22 protein-coding genes are annotated in these 25081 nt (G+C 56.9%); 9 read left to right on the forward strand and 13 right to left on the reverse strand.

The window, feature by feature from the left end; translation table 11 throughout:
- Positions 1–188 precede the first annotated feature (188 nt).
- Complete coding sequence (locus DSM117340_RS03995) at positions 189–935, forward strand: WecB/TagA/CpsF family glycosyltransferase (RefSeq protein WP_089888054.1); 747 nt, start codon at positions 189–191, stop codon at positions 933–935.
- Here the strand turns inward: DSM117340_RS03995 and DSM117340_RS04000 are convergent.
- The 3 genes from DSM117340_RS04000 to DSM117340_RS04010 are packed head-to-tail and all read right to left on the reverse strand — an operon-like array spanning position 932 to position 5229.
- Entirely contained in the window at positions 932–1702 is a 771-nt protein-coding gene (locus DSM117340_RS04000; protein WP_089888056.1) for an SDR family oxidoreductase, read from the reverse strand. The two genes, DSM117340_RS03995 and DSM117340_RS04000, sit on opposite strands and share 4 nt — an antisense overlap.
- Complete coding sequence (locus DSM117340_RS04005; RefSeq protein WP_089888058.1) at positions 1695–3254, reverse strand: GMC family oxidoreductase; 1560 nt, start codon at positions 3252–3254, stop codon at positions 1695–1697. Before DSM117340_RS04005 ends, DSM117340_RS04000 begins: the two co-directional genes overlap by 8 nt.
- Positions 3247–5229, reverse strand: coding sequence for an acyltransferase family protein (locus DSM117340_RS04010; protein ID WP_089888059.1), 1983 nt, complete (start codon positions 5227–5229; stop codon positions 3247–3249). Before DSM117340_RS04010 ends, DSM117340_RS04005 begins: the two co-directional genes overlap by 8 nt.
- A gap of 202 nt (positions 5230–5431) precedes the next feature.
- Here DSM117340_RS04010 and pcaF point away from each other — a divergent pair, with 202 nt between their 5' ends.
- From pcaF to DSM117340_RS04040, 6 genes are read left to right on the forward strand one after another with little or no spacing between them, the layout of a single operon-like run.
- Positions 5432–6637, forward strand: a complete 1206-nt coding sequence (gene pcaF / locus DSM117340_RS04015; protein WP_089888061.1) for a 3-oxoadipyl-CoA thiolase — start codon at positions 5432–5434, stop codon at positions 6635–6637.
- Between the two features lie 11 nt (positions 6638–6648).
- Positions 6649–7641, forward strand: coding sequence for a 1,2-phenylacetyl-CoA epoxidase subunit PaaA (paaA, locus tag DSM117340_RS04020; protein WP_089888063.1), 993 nt, complete (start codon positions 6649–6651; stop codon positions 7639–7641).
- An 11-nt stretch (positions 7642–7652) separates the two neighbouring features.
- A complete protein-coding gene (paaB, locus tag DSM117340_RS04025) occupies positions 7653–7937 on the forward strand; it encodes a 1,2-phenylacetyl-CoA epoxidase subunit PaaB (RefSeq protein ID WP_089888064.1) in 285 nt (94 codons plus the stop codon).
- A gap of 1 nt (position 7938) precedes the next feature.
- Entirely contained in the window at positions 7939–8691 is a 753-nt protein-coding gene (gene paaC, locus DSM117340_RS04030; protein ID WP_089888066.1) for a 1,2-phenylacetyl-CoA epoxidase subunit PaaC, read from the forward strand.
- Complete coding sequence (gene paaD, locus DSM117340_RS04035) at positions 8691–9149, forward strand: 1,2-phenylacetyl-CoA epoxidase subunit PaaD (RefSeq protein ID WP_089888068.1); 459 nt, start codon at positions 8691–8693, stop codon at positions 9147–9149. The genes paaC and paaD overlap by 1 nt, the downstream gene beginning before the upstream one ends.
- Positions 9150–9157: 8 nt before the next feature.
- Entirely contained in the window at positions 9158–10228 is a 1071-nt protein-coding gene (locus DSM117340_RS04040; protein ID WP_089888070.1) for a 2Fe-2S iron-sulfur cluster-binding protein, read from the forward strand.
- 118 nt (positions 10229–10346) lie between these two features.
- Here the strand turns inward: DSM117340_RS04040 and DSM117340_RS04045 are convergent, their stop codons facing one another.
- The 4 genes from DSM117340_RS04045 to paaG are packed head-to-tail and all read right to left on the reverse strand — an operon-like array spanning position 10347 to position 13487.
- Positions 10347–10943: a TetR/AcrR family transcriptional regulator gene (locus tag DSM117340_RS04045; protein WP_089888072.1), complete on the reverse strand. Its 597-nt coding sequence runs from the start codon at positions 10941–10943 to the stop codon at positions 10347–10349.
- Positions 10944–10947: 4 nt separating this feature from the next.
- On the reverse strand, positions 10948–12258 hold the full coding sequence (gene paaK / locus DSM117340_RS04050; protein ID WP_089888074.1) for a phenylacetate--CoA ligase PaaK: 1311 nt from the start codon (positions 12256–12258) through the stop codon (positions 10948–10950).
- Between the two features lie 3 nt (positions 12259–12261).
- A complete protein-coding gene (paaI, locus tag DSM117340_RS04055; protein ID WP_089888076.1) occupies positions 12262–12699 on the reverse strand; it encodes a hydroxyphenylacetyl-CoA thioesterase PaaI in 438 nt (145 codons plus the stop codon).
- A 2-nt stretch (positions 12700–12701) separates the two neighbouring features.
- A complete protein-coding gene (gene paaG, locus DSM117340_RS04060; RefSeq protein WP_089888078.1) occupies positions 12702–13487 on the reverse strand; it encodes a 2-(1,2-epoxy-1,2-dihydrophenyl)acetyl-CoA isomerase PaaG in 786 nt (261 codons plus the stop codon).
- A gap of 87 nt (positions 13488–13574) precedes the next feature.
- On the opposite strand from paaG, the gene paaZ reads away from it, so the two are divergent.
- On the forward strand, positions 13575–15581 hold the full coding sequence (gene paaZ / locus DSM117340_RS04065) for a phenylacetic acid degradation bifunctional protein PaaZ (RefSeq protein ID WP_089888080.1): 2007 nt from the start codon (positions 13575–13577) through the stop codon (positions 15579–15581).
- Between the two features lie 30 nt (positions 15582–15611).
- Complete coding sequence (locus DSM117340_RS04070; RefSeq protein WP_089888081.1) at positions 15612–16388, forward strand: PaaX family transcriptional regulator C-terminal domain-containing protein; 777 nt, start codon at positions 15612–15614, stop codon at positions 16386–16388.
- On the opposite strand, the gene DSM117340_RS04075 is transcribed toward DSM117340_RS04070, so the two are convergent.
- From DSM117340_RS04075 to DSM117340_RS04100, 6 genes are all read right to left on the reverse strand, one after another.
- The gene (locus tag DSM117340_RS04075; protein WP_089888082.1) at positions 16385–18244 is read right to left on the reverse strand and encodes a monovalent cation:proton antiporter-2 (CPA2) family protein; all 1860 of its coding nucleotides are present in this window, start codon (positions 18242–18244) and stop codon (positions 16385–16387) included. The two genes, DSM117340_RS04070 and DSM117340_RS04075, sit on opposite strands and share 4 nt — an antisense overlap.
- A complete protein-coding gene (locus DSM117340_RS04080; RefSeq protein WP_089888084.1) occupies positions 18244–18699 on the reverse strand; it encodes an Lrp/AsnC family transcriptional regulator in 456 nt (151 codons plus the stop codon). The genes DSM117340_RS04075 and DSM117340_RS04080 overlap by 1 nt, the downstream gene beginning before the upstream one ends.
- An 87-nt stretch (positions 18700–18786) precedes the next feature.
- Entirely contained in the window at positions 18787–19224 is a 438-nt protein-coding gene (locus tag DSM117340_RS04085; RefSeq protein WP_089888086.1) for a YqaA family protein, read from the reverse strand.
- Between the two features lie 213 nt (positions 19225–19437).
- Entirely contained in the window at positions 19438–21810 is a 2373-nt protein-coding gene (locus DSM117340_RS04090; RefSeq protein WP_089888088.1) for a hypothetical protein, read from the reverse strand.
- A 131-nt stretch (positions 21811–21941) separates the two neighbouring features.
- On the reverse strand, positions 21942–23222 hold the full coding sequence (locus tag DSM117340_RS04095) for an O-acetylhomoserine aminocarboxypropyltransferase/cysteine synthase family protein (RefSeq protein WP_089888090.1): 1281 nt from the start codon (positions 23220–23222) through the stop codon (positions 21942–21944).
- Positions 23223–23375: 153 nt separating this feature from the next.
- Positions 23376–24380, reverse strand: coding sequence for a hypothetical protein (locus DSM117340_RS04100; RefSeq protein WP_089888092.1), 1005 nt, complete (start codon positions 24378–24380; stop codon positions 23376–23378).
- Positions 24381–25081 lie beyond the last annotated feature (701 nt).

Here is a 25081-nt window from a genome sequence, read left to right on the forward strand (position 1 = left end):
AGCTTTGGAACCGCACTCAAAGCCAGTATAGCTTCGGTCGGCTCTTTCAGATCACCAATATTTGCGTAATTTGGCCTTCAAAAGTGTCAAGACTGGGGCATATGTCAAATTTTTGGCAATTTTTCTCGCTATGACAGGCCGCAAAAGCCGTTTATCGGCTATATCCGTAGTGTGTAGAGGGTACGATTTTGATTTTTAAGGCCAATGGGCATGAGATTGTGGTGAATACGCCCACCAAAGCGGCGCTTTTGTCGGCTGTCAGCGAGAGATTCGCGCAAGGGCAAGGTTTCGCAATTGCCACAATCAATCTGGATCATCTCGTGAAGCTGGACGCCTGTGAGGATTTCGCTCGCGCCTATTCAGCGCAAGATATCGTCGTCGCCGATGGCAATCCAATTGTTTGGCTGTCGCGGCTTGCGCGCCGTCCTGTGTCGCTCGTGCCGGGCTCTGAGATGGTGCTGCCACTGGCCGAACTCGCCGCCGAAAAGCACATCAAAGTTGCGCTCTTTGGCTCCACCAATGAAAGTCTCGCAGCCTCGGCCCAAGCTCTTCAGGATAAGGTGCCAGAACTTGAAATATCCTGCCAAATCGCTCCACCAATGGGGTTTGACCCAGAGAGTGACGCCGCCGCCGATATGCTCACAGAGCTGGAGGCCTCAGGGGCGGGCCTTGTCTTTCTTGCCCTTGGTGCGCCCAAGCAGGAAGCCTTCGCCGCACGCGGCCGCACACTTGTACCAAGCCTTGGCTTTGCCTCGATCGGGGCGGGGCTCGACTTTCTCTCAGGCGCGCAGCACCGCGCACCCAAATGGGTGCAAGCCATCGCGATGGAATGGGCGTGGCGCGCCGCTCAGGCCCCCAAACGGCTTGTACCGCGTTATCTGCACTGTTTCGCGATCTTGCCGCGGCTCCTTTTTAACGCGTTCTCCTTGCGCTAAAGCTGCCTCGGCTTGGTCACGGGCCGCATCAACAGCTTGTCTTTCAATCGTGCCTTCAGGCTTCGCGCCGGTGGCAATTCGCGCATCATTTCAAATAGTGTTCCATTCAAGCTGCGCTCATGCCAAAGCGCCAGCCTCACGCCCCACTGCGCCGCAACTTCGGGAGCAAGCCCGTCCGGAATGCCCATCTCGGTTGCGAGCATCCCAGGCAGCCAGTCACTGATCACAATATCGGGCAGCCGATCGCTCAGATCTGCCAGAAGCACGCGCGTCAAAATCCGCTGCGCCCCTTTGGAAACCGAATAAGCGCCAGAGGCGGGCAGGGGTGCAATATCAGCAAAACTCGTCACATTGACGATCCGTCCAAAGCCCGCATCCGCCATATCCTCAAGCGCAAGACGCGTTGCGCCAAACGTGCCGCCCAGATTGGTTGCCACCGTCGCCATAAAGCTTGCCTGGCTGTCTTCAAATACGTCGCGCCGCGGATAGACCGCCGCGTTGTTGATGAGCAAAAGTACAGGCCCAAGCTCGGCGCGCACTTGTGCAAAAGCCTTCGTGAGCGCAAGCGGATCCGACACATCGCAAGCGATTGGCAGAATGCCCGCATGCCCCGCAGCTGTCTCCTGAAGTGGCTCAAGTCTGCGCCCAAATGCGGCCACGCGCACCCCGCGCGCCGCCAAGCCTCGCGCCAAAGCTCGCCCAAGGCCCGAGCCTGCGCCCGTGACAATCGCCACGCTCTTCAATAGCCGCTCATTTGCGTCAGTCATGCTTGCCCCTCTCGATGATCGCCTCGGCCGTACGTAAAGCCTGCGCCGCAATTGCCAGTGATGGGTTTACGCCCATAGAACTTGGCATAAAGCTCGCATCGGCAACATAAAGATTGCTCAGCTCATGGACGCGCCCTGCGCCGTTCAAAACAGAGTGCTTGGCATCAGCGCCAAAGCGCATTGTGCCGCTGGGGTGGCCGTAATTGAGCTCTGGTGTATTGTTTAGAAACATTTTCTGCTGGCCTTTAAAGGCGCCCTTTATCGCGCGGCGAAAGAGCTTTCGGCGCGCCAGAAGTTCCTCACTCAAGCGATACTCAAACGCAATTTCATCGCCCACTGGCGGCAAGACGCGGTTGTGCTCATAGGCGAGGTCTTCCATCAGCCCGACAAAGACTTTGGCGTTTCCCAGAACCCTCGCCGCAAGCGCCGCAGGCAGCCGCGCAGCCTCCTGCACTAGCCGCTTTTTCCCGATCTCATTTCGCGCAAGCCTCAGTCGCAGATAATGTAAAATCTCGCCATATGAGGCATCAATTCCCATGGCTTGCACCATCCCAAGGCGCTCACCTTCATGCCAGAGCAAGTCACGAAACCCGACAGATTTGGACGGTCCACTTCCCGTTATTCTGGGCCATACGGCGAACATCTCGTTGAGATGAAACATCAGACCCCGCCCGACACGCCCGCTTGCGTTTGCCACGCCCTCAGGGAAGGCCTCGGAGGCAGAGCCAAGGCAGAGCCGTGGGCTACCAAAAGTACCACTCGCTAACACAAACACAGGTGCGCGCAGCAGATGCGGTTCCCCGTCCAAGCGAATTTCGATATGCTTGATGCTCTGCCCGTCGCCCACGAGTTTTGTGACTTCTGCAGAGTGCAAAAGCGCTGCATTGCCCGTGGCCAGCGCAGGCTCAACCCCCGCCGAGCGCGCATCCATCTTGCACCTCATCGGGCATTTGAAGCCAAGACAGTTTTTACAGCCCTCGATATTTTTCACAGCCGTATGCAGATGATAAGGGTGTAGCCCGTTTGCCGCCAAACGCCCTGCAATCACGCGGTCCACCTCGCTCATCGCTCCTGGCTTGGGCAGGGCGCGTGAGGGGGCAGGGCTGAGCGGATCCGCCGTGCCGTGCACGTGATACATTTCTTCCGCACGCACCAGATATGGCTCAAATTCTGCATAGGATACAGGCCAGCCGCCTGTTGGATGGGGCCGCGCGTTCGTGTGGTCCAAGTCCTGCGGAGCAGGGCGCTCCAAGGTCGCCGCATAAAAGACCGAGCTGCCGCCAACCCCTGCGCCAATCGGCCCGTAAAAGCTTTGCTCAATACCGTCCACGCGCGCGCGCATCGGCGCAGGCCAAAGCCCCCGCGCCAGCCGCGCTTCGGGGACAAATATATCATGAGACAGAGGCGTCTCTTCGCGGCGGTGGCCCGCTGGCCCTTTCTCAATAAACAAGACTTTCCGGCCCGCTTCTGCAAGCGCGCGGCCCAAGGTGCCGCCGCCCATGCCCGTGCCGATCACCACCACATCCCAAGAGGCCCGCAGAAGCTCACTCATTGCTCAAACGCCCTTCAAACAAGGGGGAAAACCGCGCCGCCATCGCCTTTGCCGCCGTATTGGTGATGTGGTTGTTGTCAAAATACCAGCTCGCCGTGCCTTGAAGCGCGCTGCAGGTTTCACTTGTGCAAACGGCATCCCACATTTTGATGACGGGGGCAGCATCCATAGCTTCGCGCGCTTGCGCATAGCGCGCCTCAGCCTTGGCACGGGGCACGGTAGAACGCGCCGCAATGTCGTCTTCACTGGCGCGCCCGTGTGCCAGAAGTCGCGCGGCTTCGCGGCTGTCATAGTGTGGCAGCTCTGGCATCTGCTCCAGCACATGCACACGTCCAAACTGCGCCTGAAGCATCGGCAAACTCGCCGCCATCCCCGCTCGCAGCGCAGCCGCATTGTCGCTTTTGCCATAGCCTTCAAGTGTAATGGTGTTCTCGGCGTCTAACCCCACGCCACGCCCGCTCGCATAATAGCTCCAGCGCCCAACAAGTAGGACGTCGCGGACCGCTTCAAGCGTGGCTATGTCACGCGCAATTACAGCCTTGTCGCTTGTGCAGGCCGCATCCTGCGCGGGGGTGGCATAGCTCTCGGTCTTGCTCACGCCAAAGAGCGGCGCGCAACCCGCGTGCCAGATAATCAGCGCAGGGGTTGCCGCTTCCCATGCGGCTTGCTCCAGCCCTTCCTTGAAGGCGCGCACATGGCTGTCCCCCCAGATCAAAACCTGCGGCGCGCCTTCAGGGCCGATGGGGCAAAGCTCCACCCCTCCAAACGCCCCTTCATGCGGCACATAGCAGCGCGAGAAGTCCTGTAAAAAGTCACCGCTTGCCTGAATATGTGACTGCGTCTTGAGGTCAAACCGCGTCGGAAGCCCGTCTTTTACATAGGCCAGTGCGCCAAAGCCCAAAGCGGTGGCCGAAGGCAGGGCCAGCGCGCCGAGCACAGCCCAACCGCGCGGTTCCATACGGCGAAACGGCGTCTCGACATAGCGCCAAGACCACCACGCCAAAACCACGCTGACACAGATCCAGACCAAGGCTTCCCACCAGCCCGCATAACTCCCGCGCCAGTAATATGAGAGTACAAACACAGGCCAATGCCAGAGATAAAGCGAATATGATATCTTACCCAAAAAGACGGGGCCACGCATCGACAATACCCCGTTTACCATATTCCCCGCTTGCCCGTTGAGCAGCAAAAGCACCGTGCCAAGCACAGGGAAAATAACCTGCCAGCCCGGAAATCCGCGTGCGGCATCAATGAAAATAAGGCTCGCTATGACCAGCCCAAGCCCGAGCCAGCTTATCCATGCACCCGCTCTAAACGGGGCGCGCCCATAGCTCCAGATCGCCAATAAAACACCCGCCAAAAGCTCCCATGCGCGAAACGGGAAGAGATAGAACGTCGCGGTCTGGTGACTTGGTGTGAACCAAACCGAGGCCGCCAGCGAGACGGTAAAACATAGCCAAAGCGTGCCGATAAAGACCCGTGGCCAACGTGCCAGCAAAAGAAGTGCGAGCGGCAAAAAGATGTAGAACTGTTCTTCTACGGATAAGGACCATGTATGGAGCAATACTTTGCTCTCTGCCGCCGTATCAAAGTATCCGGCCCCTCGGAAAAACAGCACATTGCTCAAATAGACCGTCGCAGCGATCAATGATTTGCCAAACTCACGAAATTCGAAGGGTAGCAAAACGAACCATGCGGTCACACTCGCAGCCAGCGCCATTGCAAAGAAGGCAGGCGCGAGCCGCTTCACACGTCGGATATAAAACCGTGCAAAGGAGATGCGCCCTGTCGCGCGCGTCTCGCGCCACAGTATGCCGCCAATGAGATACCCTGAGATGACAAAAAAAACATCAACTCCAGCAAACCCGCCGCTAAGGCCGGGCATCCCGAAGTGATAGAGCACGACAGCGACAACCGCGATCATGCGCAGACCGTCGATCTCTGGACGGTAAGGGTGTTCTTTAGGACTCATACGCTCAAATTAACTTAGGCTTCCTCGTTATCTGACGAGCTATATCAGCAATGCGGCAATTTTTTGTGCAAATTTCAAAAATCCGTCAATGCGTTACTAAATTTTAAAAAGATGCACGTTGAGTGTAACATATTGCTTGCGTCGAATCGTGCCGCCGTGCACAATAAACAAGCAACAGGACCACCACTCAGGAGACGCTGCCTTGGCTCAGGCCTTTATTTGTGATGCAACCCGAACACCCATCGGCCGCTACGGCGGGGCGCTGTCATCTGTGCGCGCCGATGATCTTGCCGCTTTGCCCATCGCCGCTTTGAAGGCCCGCAATCCAAATATGGATTGGGCCGCGATTGACGATGTGATTTATGGCTCAGCCAACCAAGCTGGTGAGGACAACCGCAATGTCGCGCGCATGGCCGCGCTTCTGGCGGGCCTGCCGATCGAAGTTCCGGGCACAACGCTCAACCGCCTTTGTGCGTCTGGCATGGATGCTGTCGGTATGGCTGCCCGTGCCATCAAGGCAGGCGATTATGACATGGCGATCGCAGGCGGTGTTGAGAGTATGAGCCGCGCCCCCTTCGTGATGCCCAAGGCTGAAACAGCCTTCTCACGCGCCAATACGGTCTATGATACAACTATCGGCTGGCGCTTTGTGAACCCCAAGATGAAAGCCGCCTACGGTACAGACTCTATGCCCGAAACCGCTGACAATGTGGCTGAGGACTACGGCATCAGCCGTGCTGACCAAGACGCATTTGCGGCGCGCTCCCAAGCCCGCTTTGAGGCCGCGCAAGCCGCGGGTAAGTTCTCTGATGAGATCACGCCTGTCGAAATTCCGCAGCGCAAGGGCGATCCGATAGTGTTTACCACGGACGAACACCCCCGGGCTGGCACAACGCCAGAGAGCCTTGCTAAACTGCGCGCCATCAACGGTGAGGGTAAGACCGTCACAGCCGGCAATGCCTCTGGCGTCAATGATGGCGCCGCTGCGCTGCTCATGGCGTCAGAAGCCAGTGCCACAGCTCAAGGCCTTGCGCCGCTCGCCCGCGTTGTCGGCATGTCGGTGGCAGGCGTTGCGCCGCGTATCATGGGCATCGGCCCTGTCCCTGCGAGCCAAAAAGTACTCGCCCGCGCGGGTCTGAGCATTGAAGACATGGACGTGATCGAACTTAACGAAGCGTTTGCCAGCCAAGGCCTTGCTACAGTGCGCGCGCTTGGCGTTGCGGATGATGCGGAGCACGTCAATCCAAACGGTGGCGCCATCGCGCTGGGTCACCCGCTTGGTATGTCAGGTGCGCGCCTTGTCATGACGGCGGCATATGAGCTCAAGCGCCGCGGTGGGCGGTATGCACTTTGCACCATGTGCGTTGGCGTCGGCCAAGGCGCAGCGATTATCATTGAACGGGTCTGAGGAGAAATATCATGTATGCACAGATGGTAAAATCAACGGGCGAGGGCGTTAAAACCCGCGATGAAATGTCCCCCGAAGAGGCGGCCTTTCAGGACCGCATCGACCAAGATATCAAGATCGAACCAAAAGACTGGATGCCAGCGGGCTACCGCAAAACGCTGATCCGCCAGATCGGCCAGCATGCCCACTCCGAAATCGTCGGTCAGCTCCCCGAAGGCAACTGGATCACCCGCGCGCCCACACTTGAGCGCAAGGCGATCCTCCTCGCCAAGGTGCAGGACGAGGCAGGCCACGGCCTCTATCTCTACGCCGCTGCCGAAACGCTGGGCGTGAGCCGTGACGAGCTGACAGAACAGCTTCTCGACGGGCGCATGAAATACTCTTCGATTTTCAACTATCCCACACTCAACTGGGCCGATATGGGCGCGGTTGGCTGGCTTGTCGATGGTGCGGCCATTATGAATCAGGTGCCGCTCCAGCGCACATCTTATGGCCCTTATAGCCGTGCAATGATCCGTATTTGCAAGGAAGAGAGCTTTCACCAGCGCCAAGGCTACGACATCATGATGAAGATGGCGCAAGGCACGGCAGCTCAAAAGGCCATGGCCCAAGATGCGCTCAATCGCCTCTGGTATCCATCTCTCATGATGTTCGGCCCGTCTGATGCAGACTCAGTGCACTCGGCGCAATCCATGTCTTGGAAAATCAAAATGGACAGCAACGACGAGCTGCGCCAGAAATTTGTCGACCAGACCGTGCCGCAGGCCGAATACCTTGGTCTTACTGTGCCTGACGAAAACCTCAAATGGAACGAAGAGAAGGGCGGCTATGACTTTTCGCAGCCGGACTGGGAGGAGTTCTTTGATGTCTTGCGCGGCAATGGCCCTTGCAACGTCGACCGCATGGAAAAGCGCAACAAAGCTTGGGACGAGGGCGCATGGGTGCGTGACGGCCTCATGGCCCACGCCGCCAAACGTGCGGCCCTCAAAACAGCTGCGGAATAAGGAGCATACATATGTCTAAAGAATGGCCCCTCTGGGAAATCTTCGTCCGCGGCCAGCATGGCCTGTCACACCGTCATGTTGGCTCGCTTCATGCGCCTGATGCCGAAATGGCGATCAAAAATGCCCGCGATGTTTACACGCGCCGCAACGAAGGCCAGTCAATCTGGGTTGTGGAGGCCGCGCATATCTCGGCCTCAAGCCCCTCTGACAAAGGCCCGCTTTACGAGCCAAGCGAAAGCAAGGTCTACCGCCACCCGACGTTCTTTGACATCCCCGAAGACGTGGGGGCCATGTAACATGAGCACTCTGTATGACTTCGCGCTGCGCATGGGCGACAGCACGCTTATCCTTGGCCATCGCGTCTCAGAATGGTGTGGTCACGCGCCTGTTCTGGAAGAAGACATCGCGTTGGCCAACACGGCTTTGGACCTCATCGGCCAGACCCAGCTCTGGCTCGGCCTCGCCGCCGAAGAAGAGGGCACTGGCAAAACAGCCGATGATCTTGCCTTTCTGCGCGACGCTTGGGATTTTCGCAACGCGCTCCTCTGTGAGCTGCCCAATGGCGACTTTGGTCGTACCTTGATGCGACAGTATCTCTTTGACCAATGGCACTTGCTCATGCTGCAAGCCCTTCAAGGCTCAAGTGAAAAGCGTGTCTCCGACATCGCCGACAAGGCTGTGAAAGAAGTGAGCTACCACGTCGAGCGCTCGCGCGACACGGTGATTGGCCTTGGCGATGGTACACCTGAAAGCCATAAGCGCATGCAAGACGCGCTTGAGTATCTTTATCCCTACGTGGGTGAGCTGTTCACGCCCGATGCCGTCGATGAGGCCGCCACGCAAGAAGGCATTGCCCCCGACTTGGCCAGCTTGCGCGCTTCATATGACGCAGCCGTGGCTGACACCATGGCAGAGGCCACACTCACGCTGCCCGATAGCCGCTTTGGCCACAAAGGTGGACGGACAGGCAAGATGCACACCGAGCATCTCGGCCATATCCTCACTCAAATGCAGTGGCTTCAGCGCGCCTATCCAGGAGCAAGCTGGTGATGCAGCCGAGCGTTGATCAGGTCTATACATGGCTCGATGATGTGCCTGATCCAGAGATCCCTGTGATCTCTCTGATGGATTTGGGCATCATCCGCCATGTGGAGTGGGCGGGGGACACACTCGAAGTCACCGTCACGCCCACTTATTCAGGCTGCCCTGCGACGACCATCATTAACCTTGATATCGAAACCGCTCTGCGCGGCCACGGTATCGAGAAGCTTGCGCTCAAGCGCCAGCTTAGCCCGCCATGGACAACGGATTGGTTGACTGAAAAGGGTCGCAAAAAGCTTGAGGAGTACGGCATCGCACCGCCCCAGCCCGCAGGTGGCCCTGCACAGTGCCCACGCTGCCAAAGCCATGATCTGGAACGCCTTTCCCAGTTTGGCTCCACCCCTTGCAAGGCCCAATGGCGCTGTAAAAGCTGCCTTGAGCCTTTCGACTATTTCAAATGTATTTGAGGTGACACATGCCCCGTTTTCATGAACTCGAAGTCACAGGCCTACGCAAAACTATCCGCGACGCTGTTGTTGTGACGCTGAAGCCCGTCAATGGCGCAGCCAGTGAATTTGACTTTACCCAAGGCCAATATCTCACCTTTCGCCGCGATTTTGACGGCGAGGAAATTCGCCGCAGCTACTCGATTTGCGCAGGCAAGGGCGAGGGCATCCTGCAAGTTGGCATCAAGCGTGTCGATGGCGGGGCCTTCTCGACTTGGGCCAACGAAGAGCTCGCCATTGGCGCGCGCATCGAGGCTATGCCGCCGATGGGCCGCTTCTTTACACCGCTGGATGCCAGCACAGAGAAATCTTACCTCGCCTTTGCAGGTGGTTCAGGGATCACGCCGGTTTTGTCGCTGATCAAAACCACACTTGAGGCCGAGCCAAAGGCCGAGTTTACGCTGGTCTATGCCAATAAGGGCATCAGCACGATCATGTTCCGCGAGGAACTGGAAGATCTCAAGAACATCTACATGGGCCGCTTCAATGTGATCCATATCCTTGAGCAAGACGCACAGGATATTGAGCTCTTCTCGGGACTCGTTACGGAAGAGAAATGCGCCAAGCTTTTCGAAAGCTGGATTGATATCAAGAGCGTCGACACTGCCTTTATCTGTGGTCCCGAACCTATGATGCTCGGCATCGCCAAGGCGCTGAAGGAGCATGGGCTAGAAGACGAGCAGATTAAATTTGAGCTCTTCGCCTCCGCCCAACAAGGCCGCTTGGCCAAACCTGCCGCCTCGCGCGTCGCAGGGGCTGCTGCACAGATCAAACTTTCGGTGACCCTTGATGGTGCGACCCAGACAATGGACGCCGATCCTGACAGCAGCATTCTTGATCTCGCGCGTGCAGGCAATCTGGATGCACCCTACGCCTGTAAAGCAGGGGTCTGCTCGACATGCCGCTGCCGCGTCATAGAAGGCGAAGTCGATATGCGCGCCAATCATGCGCTTGAAGATTATGAGGTCGAAAAAGGCTACATCCTGTCCTGCCAGAGCTTCCCAGTGAGCGCGGTCGTCAAAGTGGATTACGACCAATAGACCTACACGAATAGGGATCGCACTTTGGCTGCGCCAAAACGTAAAAGAAGGGGGCGCTCGCGCCTCCTTTGCCTCTGGCATTCACCCCGTGAGAATATTTGAAGAAAGAAAAAGAGCCTCAGAGAGCTTTGAGGCCGCCCAGTGCAAGCTTGGCCACTTCTGCGCCATAAGCGCGACGCGCGTGTTCATCAGCGCTGGCATTCCACATATAATGCCAGTTGAGCATGCCAAACACCGACATCGTGACGCTGCGCAGCTTGGCTGGATCGCGCTCAAACACGTCAGGCGCATTTTCAGCAATCACGCCTGAGAGTTGCTTGACCATATCGCGCTGATATCCAACAAGAATTTGGCGTTGCTCTGGGGGCAGGTGATCCATCCCTGCGCTTTGAACACGGTGCGCATTGTCTGCGCCCTGATAGGCCAAAAGCACTTCGGCGCAGAGCGCATGGAGCTTTTCTGCGGGGGTCAGCCCGTCGAGGTTCACCTCGGCGAGCCTGTCGCGCAGCTCTTTGAGATGACTGTCGAGCAAGTCAAACAAGAGCGCATCCTTGCTGTCATAGTAGTGGTAGATGTTGGCCTTCGAGATGCCCGCATCCTGCGCAAGCGCTGCCATGCTTGCGCGGTCAAATCCCTCGCTGGCAAAGACCCGTGCCGCTGCTTCCAAGATGGCTTCGCGCTTGGCACCGTGGTCCTTGGCTTGTGTTCTTGCCATGTCCTCAGCCCTTGTCGCGATTGTCGATCACGCGCACGGCCTTACCTTGCGAGCGTGCCACGGAGCCAGGATCGCCTACGATGACCTCGGTGCTAACACCTACCATATCCTTGATATGTTTGGTCAACATCCGCTGCGCCGCTGTGCGGGAGAGATTGTCTGCCGCATCAGCTGCCGCCTCTACAAACACCCGCATCGCATCCATCCGACCTGATTTGTAGAGCTCGATCTGGAAGTAAGGCGCAAGACCACCTGTCGCCATGACCTGTTCTTCGATCTGGGTGGGGAAGACATTCACACCGCGCAGAATAATCATGTCGTCAGAGCGCCCTGTGATTTTCTGCATCCGCCGCATTGAGCGCGCCGTGCCCGCCATGAGGCGGGTTAGGTCGCGTGTGCGGTACCGGATCATTGGCATGCCTGTTTTGGTGAGTGTGGTAAAGACAAGCTCCCCTTCTTCTCCTTCAGGGACCACCTCGCCTGTGACCGGGTTGATCACCTCAGGGTAAAAGTGATCCTCCCAAATGTGGAGGCCGTCTTTGCTCTCGACGCATTCGTTTGCCACGCCTGGTCCGATAATCTCCGAAAGACCGTAAATATCCACGGCATGCATGTCGAATGCCTCTTCGACTTCAAGCCGCATCGCATTTGTCCAAGGCTCGGCCCCAAAAACGCCGACATCAAGGCTGCTTGTGCGCGGATCAATCCCCGCTTTGTGGAAGCCCTCGAGGATGTTGAGCATATAGGATGGAGTCACCATGATCCCTTGTGGCTTGAAATCTGTGATGAGGCCCACCTGCTTTTCGGTTTGCCCGCCCCCCATGGGAACCACTGTCGCGCCAAGCCGCTCGATCCCGTAATGCGCGCCGAGCCCACCGGTGAAAAGGCCGTAGCCATAAGCGTTGTGCACTGTATCGCCACGCTTGAGGCCAGAGGCGCGCAGAGAGCGGGCGACGACTTCTGCCCAGACATCAATATCGTTTTGGGTATAGACCACGACCGTGGGCTTGCCGGTTGTACCGGAGGAGGCATGAATGCGCACCAGCTCTTCGCGTGGTACGGCAGAAAGGCCAAAGGGATAGTTGGCACGCAGATCGTCTTTATATGTGAAGGGGAATTTCGCTAGATCGCTCAGGCACGTCAGATCGTCAGGGTGCACCCCAGCCGCATCAAAGCGGTCTTTATACATTGGCACATTGTCGTAAGCGTGCTTCAGCGTGGTCTTCATCCGCGTCAGTTGCAGCGCCATAATCTCGTCGCGTGAGGCAATCTCGATGGGGTCCAAGTCGCTCTTATTTGGTGTCAGATCTTTCATGTCTTAGGCCTCCCCGCCTTCGTCAAAATGTGTGCCCGCGATGGCACGCGAAATGCCGCGAAACTCGCAGAGTGTTTTGCCGTTCTGGTTGCTTACAACCACATCATAAATCCCGCTGCGCCCTGTGAGGCTGACTTCGCGCGCCGTGGCGCGCAGGCGGTCACCCTCAAATCCGGGGGCGAGATAGCTCATAAAAGTGTGCTGCCCGACAGTGTTCTGGTTGCGCGAATTACACGCAAAGGCAAAGGCGCTGTCGGCGAGCAAAAAGGAGATGCCTCCGTGACATGTCCCGTGGCCGTTGGTGTGATGCGCTTGCACAGTCATCTCCAAGACAGCCTCGCCTTCATCGACACTGACAAGCTCCATTCCGACCCACTCGGAGGCCTTGTCGCCCGCCCACATCGCGGCGGCGGATCGCTCTGCGCGCTCTTTCGGTGTCATGCTCATTCCCCCTTAAATTGAGGCGCGCGCTTATTCAGAAACGCGCTCACGCCCTCAGCATAATCCGCAGATTCGCCGCAGGTCTTCATGTATCCCGCCTCAAGCTCAAGTTGCTCTGACAGCGTGTTTACAGCCGAGGCCTGAATGGCCGCTTTCGTCAGGGCAAGGCCCAGTGTTGGTCCGTTTGCAAGCTTTTCCACAAGTGCATGCGCCTCATAGGTCAGTTGCCCATCCTCAATACATTTCCAAATGAGGCCCCAATCCTCGGCCTGCTGCGCACTCATCGGCTCTGCGGTAAAGGCCAGCCCCTTGGCGCGCGCCTCACCCAGAAGGCGCGGCAAGTGAAAGCTGCCACCCGTATCGGGAATAAGCCCAACCTTGCTAAAGGATTGAATGAACTTCGCCTTGTCCGAGGCGAGCACCATGTCACAGGCCAAGGCAAGGTTTGCACCAGCCCCCGCCGCAACGCCGTTGACGGCGCAAACCACAGGAAAGGGCAGGGCGCGAATGAGGTTCACAAGCGGGCCATAAAACCTGCGTACCGTCTCGCCCAAGTCGGGTGGCCCCTCCATTTTGGAAGGGTCACGGTCGCCCAAATCCTGCCCCGCGCAAAAGCCACGTCCAGCACCTGTGAGCAAAACCGCCCGCGCACCCTCGTCTCGCGCCGCTTCAAGGGCTGCGCGCAACGCAAGATGCATCTCTTCGTTAAATGAGTTCAGCTTGTCAGGACGGTTGAGCATGATCTCGTGCCATGTGTCGTGGCGTGTCACTAAAATTGTCTCAGACATTGCTCTCTCCCTCAAGCTTACAAGACAAAGCTTGCATAAACCGAACGGTTGGTCAATAAATTATCCAAAGCCAAAAAGGAGAGCGCCATGAAAGAGATTGCAAGCTATGCCATGGGGCAGTGGGTTGCCCCAGACGCAGCCGCCCGCAGCGTAGACTGCGCCATCACAGGTGCGCCCTTTGCACGGATTGGCAACGGTACGCTTGATACAAAGGCCATGCTGATCCACGCCCGCGAGGTTGGCGGTCCTGCCTTGCGCGCGATGAACTTCCACGAGCGCGCCAAGATGGTTAAGGCGCTGGCGATGGCGCTCGGCGAGCACAAGCAAGCGCTCTATGATCTGAGCTTTCACACAGGTGCCACGCAAAAAGATCACATGATCGACATCGACGGTGGCATCGGAACGATGTTTGTCTTCGCCTCCAAGGGCCGCCGCGAGCTTCCCGAAGCGCATGTCTATGTTGATGGTGAACTGGAGCAACTCTCGCGCCATAGAAGTTTCATGGGCCAGCACATCTGCACGCCTCTGCGCGGCGTCGGTGTCCATATCAACGCCTTCAACTTCCCTGTCTGGGGGATGCTCGAAAAACTTGCGCCAACCCTGCTCGCAGGCGTCCCCGCCATTGTGAAGCCCGCGAGTTCCACCGCCTATGTCACTGAACTCGCTGTCAAAATCATGCTTGATAGCGGGCTTCTCCCCGAAGGCGCTCTCCAGCTGATTTCTGGCGGCGTGGGGGATCTCTTTGACGGCCTCGGCCCCCAAGATGTGGTCAGCTTCACAGGCTCTGCCCAGACCGCGCTCATGCTGCGCAGTCACCCGAGCATTGCGCAAAACTCGACACGCTTCATCGCCGAGCAAGACAGCCTCAACGCCTCTGTCCTTGGCCCTGATGCCGCAGAAGGCTCTGAGGAGTTCGACCTCTTCATCAAGGAAGTCATGCGCGAAATGACAGCCAAGGCAGGCCAGAAATGTACGGCGATCCGCCGTATCATGGTTCCTGATGCGCAAGTTCAGGCCGTCATAAAAGCGATCAGCGCCAAGCTGGACGCCCTCACAATCGGCGATCCGCGCGAGGAAAGCACCCGCATGGGCGCGCTCGTGAGTGCGAGCCAGAAGCGTGATGTGCTCGCCATGGTCGATACGCTCGCCACCGAAAGCAAGATCGTCTGGCGGGACGAAGCCCGCGTGCCCACAACAGGCGCGTTTGTTTCGCCCGTGCTCTTGCACTGTGAAAGCCCCGACACCGCAACAGAGGTCCACGCGACAGAGGCCTTTGGCCCTGTGAGCACCGTGATGGGCTACCGCGATCTTGCCCATGCTGCGGCGCTCGTTGCCAAGGGCGAGGGCAGCCTAGTCACCTCGTTGATCACAGCTGACCCTGCCATCGCGACCGCCTTTGTCGCGGAGGCCGCACCGTGGAATGGGCGCATCTATATCAACAACCGCCACTCTATGAAGGAGAGCACAGGCCACGGTTCGCCGCTCCCTCATATGGTTCACGGCGGCCCAGGCCGCGCAGGCGGCGGCGAAGAGATGGGCGGCATCCGAGGTGTCATGCACTACATGCAACGCACCGCCATTCAGGGTAGCCCCGATATGCTCACCGCCATTGGCCAAAAGTGGGTGCCAGGCGCGGATCAGATCACTGGCCCCGCACACCCGTTTACGCGCCGCTTCTCAGAGCTTTTGCTGGGTGAGACCCTCCACACAGCAAGCCGTACCATCACCCTTGAGGATATTGAGACGTTTGCTCATTTCACAGGTGATACGTTTTACGCTCATATGGATGAGGCAGCCGCCGCGCGAAACCCGTTTTTCCCGGGCCGGGTGGCGCATGGATACCTTTTGCTCAGCTTCGCGGCAGGACTGTTTGTGGAGCCAAACGAAGGGCCCGTTCTGGCCAACACGGGCCTAGATAGCCTGCGGTTTATGAAGCCTGTTGTGGCGGGTGACGCGATTAAAGTGGCGCTGACCGTGAAGCGCAAAACGACGCGCAACGAAGAATACGGCGAGGTGCGCTGGCATGTGTCGCTCACCAATCAGGATGACGAGCTTTGCGCAACCTATGAGCTTCTCACAATGAACGCTCTTTAACGCGCGATCCACTCTCGCTAAGGTGCGCCCATGAATATGGGCGCATCACATCTCTTTGAAACCACCTTTACGGCTCTGCAAGCGCAGGGCCCGCTAAAGACTTGGTCGCTCATTGTCACAATCTTTGGCGATATCGCCCCCGCCAAAGAAGACCAGATCGACAGTCAGCTCTTGGCCGCGCTCACCGCGCCCTTTGGCGTGAAGCCCGAGGCTCTGCGTGTCGCGCTGCACCGTTTGCGCAAGGATGGCTGGCTTGAGGCTGTCAAAACGGGTCGCCGTTCGTCCTATCACCTTTCCGAGACAGGCGAGGCGCTCACGCGCAAAGCCTACGCTCGGATCTATCGCGATGTCCAAAGCGGGCAGGGGGCGGATTGGCAAATCGAGCTTCTGGAAGATGCTGCGGCATCAGGGCGCGCCAAATCCGCACTGATTGGGGCCAATATCCTCGTCTCGCCTGCGCCTGCCACAGGCGCACCGCTCTGCTTGGCGGCGGTGGATGTGCCCGAATGGATGCGCACTGCTCTTGTGTCTGAGGCGGCGCTGGCTGAATTCTCTGGGTATGTCGCAGCCCTTGAAGGCCTTTCCCCCGCGCTCGCCTCAGAGAGCCTGACAGAGGAGGCCCGCGCCGCGCTGCGCTTTCTGGTGCTGCACTATTGGCGGCGCATTGTCCTGCGCCAGCCCGAAGCGCCTGAAATCTTGCTGGGAGAAGACTGGTCAGGCGATGCCGCGCGCAGGCTCACGCTAAAGGTCTTCCAAGACTTGCCGCGTCCCAAGCTCGCGGACCTTGCTGCCCTGTCTATCGCCTAGGCGCTGTCTTTCTTCTCTGCCAAAGCCTGCAAACTTAACTCGAGCTCTTTCTCAAGCTCGCGCACGCGCTTGCGGTAAGCTTCGTTGCTGGCCATATCCTGATCAGGCTTCCAAAGCTGCGCCAGTTCTTTCAGGGCCATTCGGTCATGGGCGTAAAACGCTTGTTCCGCCTCGGCGGCTTCATATTCGGTCATCCCGACGTTCTCGAGCACATAGCGTCCCGCCCGCAAGGAGCTGTCAAACAGCTCGCGCACAATGTCATTGGCGCCCGCCTCATAGAGCGCAAACACATGGCCGCGGTCACGGGCTCGTGCAATGATATGGATGTCGGGCCGTTCCTTGCGCGCGTGCCGCACAAGCCGCAGTCCCGCTTCGGTGTCGTCCAGCGACACAACAAGCACCCGCGCATCGCGCAAGCCCGCCGCGCGCAAAAGCTCAGGCCGCGTGGGATCGCCCAGAAACGCGCGGTAGCCAAAGCTGCGCATCAGCTGGATGCGCTTGAGATTGTTATCCAGAACCACAGTCTTGAATCCGCTGCTCTCCACAAGCCGGTTCACAATCTGCCCAAAGCGCCCCACACCCGCAATTATCACAGGCCCAGCATGGTCAATCTCATCAGGCTCGCTGGTCTGTTTGGCGCCCTCAAAGCGCTTGTGCAAATAGTCGTAGGCCAAAAAGAGCATCGGCGTCATCAGCATCGACAGGGTGATAATCAGCAAAAGCCTGTTGCCCAAAGCATCGGTAAAAACACCCTGTTGCCCCGCAAACGAGATCAAGACAAAGCCAAACTCTCCCGCCTGTGCCAAGGCCAGTGTAAAGAGCCACAGTTCGCGCCGCCGAAGTCCAAAGCCGAAGCCGAGTACAAAAAGCACAACGCCCTTGAGCAGGATCAGCCCGCAGGCGAGGCCAATCATAAGGGCTGGCTCCGCCATCAAAGCGGTAAAGTTGATCGAGGCCCCCACGGTGATGAAAAACAGTCCCAGCAAGAGGCCCTTAAACGGCTCGATATCGCTCTCAAGCTCGTGACGGAACTCACTGCTTGCCAAAACAACCCCAGCCAGAAAAGCGCCCAAAGCGGGCGACAGCCCCAAGAGCGTCATCACATAGGCGTTGCCAATAACAATGAGCAGGGCAAGCGCCGTAAACATCTCTCGCAGTCGCGTGGCGTGAATATATCGAAAGATCGGCTTGGTCAGAAAGACCCCCGCAGCGATCACAACCGCAATGGTTGCCAGTGTCGCCAGCGCCACGCCCCAAGAGGGCAGGCTTTCAAACAACGTCGCATGATGCGCACCGTCCTCTGTCTGCAGCACGATCGAGCCATCTGGCCCAAAGACGACAGGCGCAGAAATGCTCAAGAGCGGTATCAGCGCCAGAAACGGGATCACAGCAATATCCTGCGTCAACAAGACCGCAAAGACAGAGCGGCCGCCGGATGTCTGCACAAGGCCTTTTTCTGTAAGGGTCTGAAGCACAATTGCGGTTGAGCTCAAGGACAAGACGAGACCAATCGCAAGGCTCGTCTGCCACGCCAGCCCGAACAATGACGAAGCCACAAAAAAGACCATACAGGTCAGCACAACCTGAACACCGCCAAGGCCGACAAGCCTTTGGCGCATCGCCCAAAGTGCCCCAGGGGTCAGCTCAAGCCCGACGATGAAAAGCATCATTACGACGCCAAATTCGGCAAAATGCTGAAGCGCGCGGGTTTCTTCGCCAAGGCCAGGCATGATCCCGATGATCATACCAGCGCTGAGATATCCCAAAACAGACCCAAGCCCCAAGCGGGACGCGAGGGGCACAGCAATGACAGCGGCCAACAAATAAATCGTAGGAAGGAACAATAAAGAGTGCATTAGGCTGGCAACGGTGCGTCTTGTTTAATCTGGTTCATCACAATTTGGCTATGCACACGGCTAACTGCCCCATGCGCCAGAAGGATGTCATGGATCAGCGTGTTTAGCGAGGCCAGATCCTTGGAATAAATCCTCAGCAACAAATCTGCATCGCCCGTCATAGCCCAGGCTGAAATGATCTCTGGTTGTGAACCGATCAATTTGTTGAAGCTCTTGGAAAGGGTAGGGTCATGGTTGAGAAGCTGGACCTGTACAAAGGCCTGCACACCAAGGCCAAGCGCCCCCGCATCAAGCTGCGCGCGATATCCAAGAATGACACCGCTGGCTTCCAGCCGCTGACGTCGCCGCGCGGCCTGACTTGGCGAGAGGCCAAGCATATCAGCCAGCTCTTGGGCCGTGGCTTGCGCGTTCTGCTGCAAAGCCGTGATGAGTTTAGAATCAATCTGGTCTTTCATGCTCTCAAATTACGATTTAAATCTCAAAGATGCGATAATTTCGCCAGCTGTAGCCAAAGATATGCGAAGAAATATGCATTATTTCGCCTAGAGCCAGCCCCAGACCAATCCTGCAACCACCAGATAGCGCCCTGTTTTTGCCAAGGTGACGAGCGCGAGAAAGATCCAGATGTTTTCGCGCAACACGCCCGCTGCCAAAGTCAGTGGATCGCCCACAAGAGGCGCCCAGCTGAGCAGAAGCGAATAGCGCCCGTAGCGCCGATACCAGCCTTCGGCACGCGCCAGCGTATCGCCTGAAAACGGAAACCAGCGCTTGTGTTGGAGCGCATTCGCCCCGCGCCCGAGAGCATAGTTGAACAGTGCGCCAAGAATATTGCCAAAGCTCACCACAAAGAGGAGCCAAAAGGCAGACCATTCTTGGGAGGCCAGCAGCCCCGCCAGCACGAGTTCGGACTGTGCTGGCAGCAGTGAGGCTGCGACAAAGGCCGAAAGAAAAAGGCCGCCATAGACAGCGAGGTCGGTCATGTTGTTTCGCTCTCAGAGGGCATTGATAGTCTTGAATGTACGCCCAAACAGTAAAGCCTGCGCGCGCCGTATTGTCTAATTTTGTCTGAACAAAAACACGTTTCAGGCGGTGCACGCTTTGTGCACGGGTTGTGCACGCTTTTCACCCCCCTGATTTTGGTTCCTGCAAAATGTATGAAGAGATGAAAACGTACCGTTTACTGAATTTTCAAGTCAGCCTTTTGGCATTTTCAAAGTCACACCGCGACCGTTCTTTTGATAAATCAATTCTGTCTCGCCAATCGCAGAAACACGCCCACCATCAATGCGGTCGCCGACGGCCACTTTTTTGTAGCGCCCGTTGGACAGGCGGACGAGCGCGCGGCGGCTGGCTGGCTTACCATAGACGCCGATCAGATTGACCCGCTTTAGGTTAATCGCATTTCGCACAGTGGCTTGTTTTGCAACGGAGGCACGCGAGGGGATACTTGGCGCAACAGTGCGTGGAGCAACCGCTGCAACTTGCGTAACCTCTTCTTGTTGCTGATTTTTTTCAGCACGTTTTACGATGCGATCAAAGTTATTGGGGCGGTCCTTGGGCTTCACAGAACGCGCCACTGCCTGCGGAGTGGCGTTCGGGTCGAGGTCGCGGGCATTGGCTTCAGGAAGCTTGATCACCACGGCTCCAGGCGTTGGGGGAACGGCCTGCGCAACCGCCTCTTCAATCGCCTGTTCAAGGGCGGCGCTGGCGTTTGGTGTTGGCGTGGGTTGTGGCTCTGCGGCGGCTATTTCGCGTGCTGAAGGCGGGCGCATTTTGGGGCGAATCGAGGCCAGCTCTGTTCGGCTAAAACCGCCCAGATTGGCCCGTTCATTGGCTTCCGCGAGCCCCTCAGGCCGTGCTTTCGGCCGCATCGCCGCCCGCAAATCAGGCACCTCTACCGCCCCCTCCAGAGCCTCTTTCCTATCAGGTAAATCGGTAGGAAAATAAGGGGGTTTGCCTGCAAAAACGAGATGCCCGTCTGGCGATATAGCACCCTCTTTTGTGGCCCTGACCAGCCCGCGCGCATCCAGCGCAAAGCTGAGACCTTGAGCTGCAGGATTGGTTTGACGACCAAGTGTGCCGTCAGCTTGCTCAAGGGTGAGCGCTGGCAAAGCAATCGCATCTTGGGCCGAGATCACAGGATCGATCGACGCAATATAAAGATCATCAGAATCCTGCAGTGGCGGAACCGTGGGCGCAGCAGGTGCCAAGACCCAAATGCCTGTAACTGCGTATTTTTCTTGCGCTTCCTGCAAGCTGATCTCAGGGATCGGCAAAGGCATTACACGCGATAGATCGGTAGCGTGGGTTTCCTCACCCGTGTCGAGCGCTGCAAGCTCAAGCTGCGGCTCAAGCACCATCGCCTCGTCGCCTTCAATCTCGGTTTCATCCAGATCAGACGGAGCCAGAACAATGCGTTCAGGGTCTTTGCCGAGGAACCGTGACAGACCCTCACCAACAAAGATTGAAGCCCACGCCGCAACACCCAGTAAAAACACGAGTAATACGGCGGTTAAGATCAGACCGAGGAACCTCGGCTTCCCCATAACCTTCTGCTTCTGAGGCACTTTTTCCTTTTTTCGCGCTCCAAACACAGTCAAACGTTGGCGTTCGTTTTCTGTTGGAGGAACAAGGTTTGGCGGTGGCGTAGGCAGAGGGCGAGGTGCAGGTGCGACAGGCGTTGTGCTTGCTGGTTGCGTGACGGGTGCGTTCAGTTCTGGAGAGCCATCAGGGTTGCGTTGGCTGACAAATGCCATTTCCTCGCGCGCCGCTGCAGTGAGGTCGGGGAGGGGCTGTGGAGGAGGGGGCGCGGCGTTCGCTTCGTCTTCTGGGAGAAGCGGGATGCTTGGTGCAACGGCGCTTGGTTCATGCCGTGTGACGCCTGAGAGAGAGGGCGCAACTGCCTCCTTGCCCTCAGCCTCTCGTCGCGTTGAAAACGAGGGAGTTGAAGCTTGTGGCGGCTGGACTTCTGGCTTGGGCGCTGACGTTGCAGGAAGGGCGTCTTCGGGAGGTGCTGTTGCTGCTTCAGGAATGCGCGCGACACCGCTGACCACAACGGCTTCCAAGTCGCGCTCGATATCGGCATCAATACTCTTACAGCGGCCAAAAAATGGCTCACCGACATAGCTGCCAGCGCTTGGCTGCGCTGTGAAATAGATAGGTTCAAATCCGTTGTCGGAGGCAAAAGCTTCTGCTTCCAGCAAGGTTTCGCGCGCGACAGCGGCAACAACGAGGTCGGTGCCAGATTCGGCCCAGCAATACGCAAGCTCTTCAAGCGTGTAGGGTGTCGCGCCGTCGAGAGCTGCAAGTACAGCAGTCTCATACTCCGAGGTCGGGCCATCAGGTTTCGTTAACTGGAGGTATTTAATCTGCTCAGAGGGGAGCAGTAGTTTTACTGTGAGAGGCTCTGGCGTGATCTGAGCCGCTGTTTTCTTGAGCAAATTCAGGGCTTCTGGCAAATCAGGCACATCTAGAGGTACTTCGCCAACGCGGTCCCAGCCCGCCGTAGAACGATGCAAAAGGCCAATGCCTTCAAACGATAATTTTAACGCAAAATTTGGTTTCATACAGCCGCCTTGAAGCCGGTCACAACACTATTAAGCTTTTATTATATCAATACCCTTCTGAATAAAACAGATCAGATGCCACTATGAGTTTCTCAAAGCGGCATCTGCTAACAATCATTAAAAACGTGCGCTTATGCGCTGGCTTTTGCGAGAGCTTGGTCGAGGTCAGCGATCAGGTCCTTTGCGTCCTCAATTCCGATTGAAATCCGTACAACGCTTGGGCCCGCGCCTGCCGCTTCCTGCTGCTCTGGGGTAAGCTGGCGGTGTGTTGTGGAGGCAGAATGGATCACAAGGCTGCGCGTGTCTCCAAGGTTTGCAACATGGCTGAAGATTTCGAGACTATCCACGAATTTGAGGCAGGATTCATAGCCACCTTTGAGCGCAATTGTGAACAAGCCACCAGCACCTTTCGGACAGATATTGGCCACCCGCGCGTTATAAGGTGAAGACTTTAGGCCCGCATAGGTGACGTAATCAACAGCCTCGTGGCCTTCCAGCCAGCCCGCAATTTGTTCAGCGTTCTGCACATGCCGCTCCATGCGCAGGCTCAGTGTTTCGATGCCCATGAGAGTGTAATGCGCTGCCTGTGGGTTCATCGTCATGCCCAGATCGCGCAGACCAATGGCGATGCCATGAAACGTGTAGGCGAGCGCGCCGAATGTTTCATGAAACTTAAGGCCGTGATAGGCAGGCTCTGGCTCGGATAGAGAAGGGAATTTGTCAGACGCCGACCAGTCAAACTTGCCAGAGTCTACAACGCAGCCCCCTGTCACGGTACCGTTGCCTGTGAGGTATTTTGTGGTGGAGTGCACAACAAGCGTGGCGCCGTGCTCGATCGGGTTGCAGAGATAGGGTGTCGCTGATGTGTTATCGACGATAAGCGGAATGCCTGCAGCGTCTGAGATCGCTGAAATCGCATCCAGATCGGTGATATAGCCGCCGGGGTTGGCGATCGATTCACAAAAAACTGCGCGGGTGTCATCGTCGATGGCGGCTTTGACTGCTTCAAGATCATCAAAGTCGACAAACTTAGCAGACCAGCCGAAGCGTTTTATCGTTTGAGAGAACTGCGTGATTGTTCCGCCATACAGGCGCGAGGATGCGACAACATTGCGCCCGGGTGCCATCAGGGGGAAGAGCGCCATGATCTGGGCTGCATGGCCAGAAGAACAGCAAACTGCGCCTTGGCCACCTTCGAGTGTGGCAATGCGCTCCGCCAGAACTGCAACCGTCGGGTTTGTCAGGCGAGAGTAAATATAGCCTACCTCTTGCAAGTTGAAGAGCGCTGCTGCGTGGTCAGCATCCCGAAAGACATAGGCTGTTGTCTGGTAAATTGGCGTTTGGCGCGCGCCCGTGGCAGGGTCTGGTGCTGCGCCTGCGTGAATTTGAAGTGTGTCGAATCCGTAAGCCATTTGGGCCTCCCAAGTGTGTGTTTGGGCAAATGTTAGGCAAAGTGACGGACCTTCACAACTGGGAGTGCCCTAAGAGGGACAGGAGTTCAAAACTTGTTCCGAACGCGGAATGCTCTGCCCTCTATAGCGAGGATCTCAGAACATTGTTCTGTCTCAACGCATCCAGAAGCCTTCGCGCTTGATGCGGTTGCGGATGGCCTGTTCCTTGCGGGGCAGGTCGTTCTGATCAAAAAGCGCGCGCACTTTTTCTCCCCGACCTTGATAGACCATGCGCTTGATCGGATTATAAGCTTTCAGAGCTTTTTTGAGCTTGTTGGGCGCGCATACCTGCTCAAGCGCCGCGATAACATTGTCCGCTTCACGCGCATAAAGCATAGGAAATAACCTATAATGACAGCTAACAGCCCCGTCTAGATAGCCGTCAGGCAGTGTATCTCGGCCGCCGCCGAGCGCATGAATAACCAGCGGCAGGGCCACCTGATCAAGCCATGGGTCCATTGTTTGACAGACCAGCTCGCGTGGGGGGCAGTCGCGTATGGCCAGAGCGTATTCGAGAAATTTTTCACCAAATTCATGCGGACATTTATAAAAGAAGAAGCCTGCGTTGAAGTATAGATACCGTTTCCAATATTCATCAGGCTGAGATTGATCGAGAGAGCTTTTGTAATCAAGCCCGAATTTGTCATAGAGCGACTTCCATATCTCGCCATATCCTGGCCCGTAGAGCTCAAGTGTTGGCCAAGTGCCTTCACGCTTGAGTGAAGCCGAGGGCTTATTAAAATTGAAGGGAACAGATGTGAGTTCGTCTGTAATGAGCGTATCTGTGTCAAAGAAAACAAAGGGCTTGCCTTTGGGGAGGGCTGTCAGTGCTTCGATCTTGTTGCCGTAAGCATAAGCATTTCCGAAAGCCTTGCTTTCAAAGGGAATAATCTCGACATCAAGATCATTGAGGGCTTCTAGAACGAGAGTGTCGTCCATACGCGGATCACGCGGCCAAAGGGGGCCGGGTTGCGGCTCTGCCACAATCAGGCGGCCTTTGAAATTAGGGCTGAATTCTCTCACAGAGGCAGCAAACAGAAGCGCCTCGTATTGCAGGCGCCCAGCCTGTCCGATCACAAAAACATTAAAATCGTCGGTTGTCTTAGGTTTTGCAGCCATAGGCTCCGCTCAGCACTCGTTATTTGTTGCGAGTATAGAGACAATCAACGGCTGCGTCCAAGGGGCTTACGAAGAATTAGAAACAATAAAATAGCACAGAGCCCCAAGCGACACTGCGTTGCCCTTTGGGTCGTGTGGCAGGCAGTTTCGATCTTCACTAAGGGTACATCGTCGCGTGGCTGAGAAGGTTCAATTCGTTTTTGTTCAAGGCATCTACTTTTGACCCAGGATTGTAAAAAAAATATCTCACGGCTTGAGATTTGGAACATTTAGTGAACATAAAGCCTGATGCGTGTCAGATTCTCAGATGTGTTTCCGCTCAAAGCCTGCCGGTACCACGAGGTAACAGGTGCAGGCTCGTATAGCTTTGCTGCCATTTGCTGTGGTGTCACATCAGGTAAGGCCATTTGGTTTGTCGAAGGCTGGGTGCCTGAGGTGCTCAATCCTCACGGGTTGCAAACCTATTGTGATCCACATCGTGTCTTGATCGGGAAATGTGCTGGTGCCCATGATATATTAGCCGCAACAGAAGAAGCTTTGAGATCGGGTTCTGTGTCACTGGTCGTCGCCGAACTTACTAAGCCGCTGACTTTGATAGCTGGGCGTAGATTGCAACTCGCAGCAGAAGCGGGTTCGTCTACGGGATTGATGATTGTGCGTGAGGGCATGGGGAGTAATGCAACGCAAACCCGTTGGTCTAT

Origin of the sequence: Lentibacter algarum, assembly GCF_040580765.1 — a bacterium.
GTDB lineage: Bacteria > Pseudomonadota > Alphaproteobacteria > Rhodobacterales > Rhodobacteraceae > Lentibacter > Lentibacter algarum.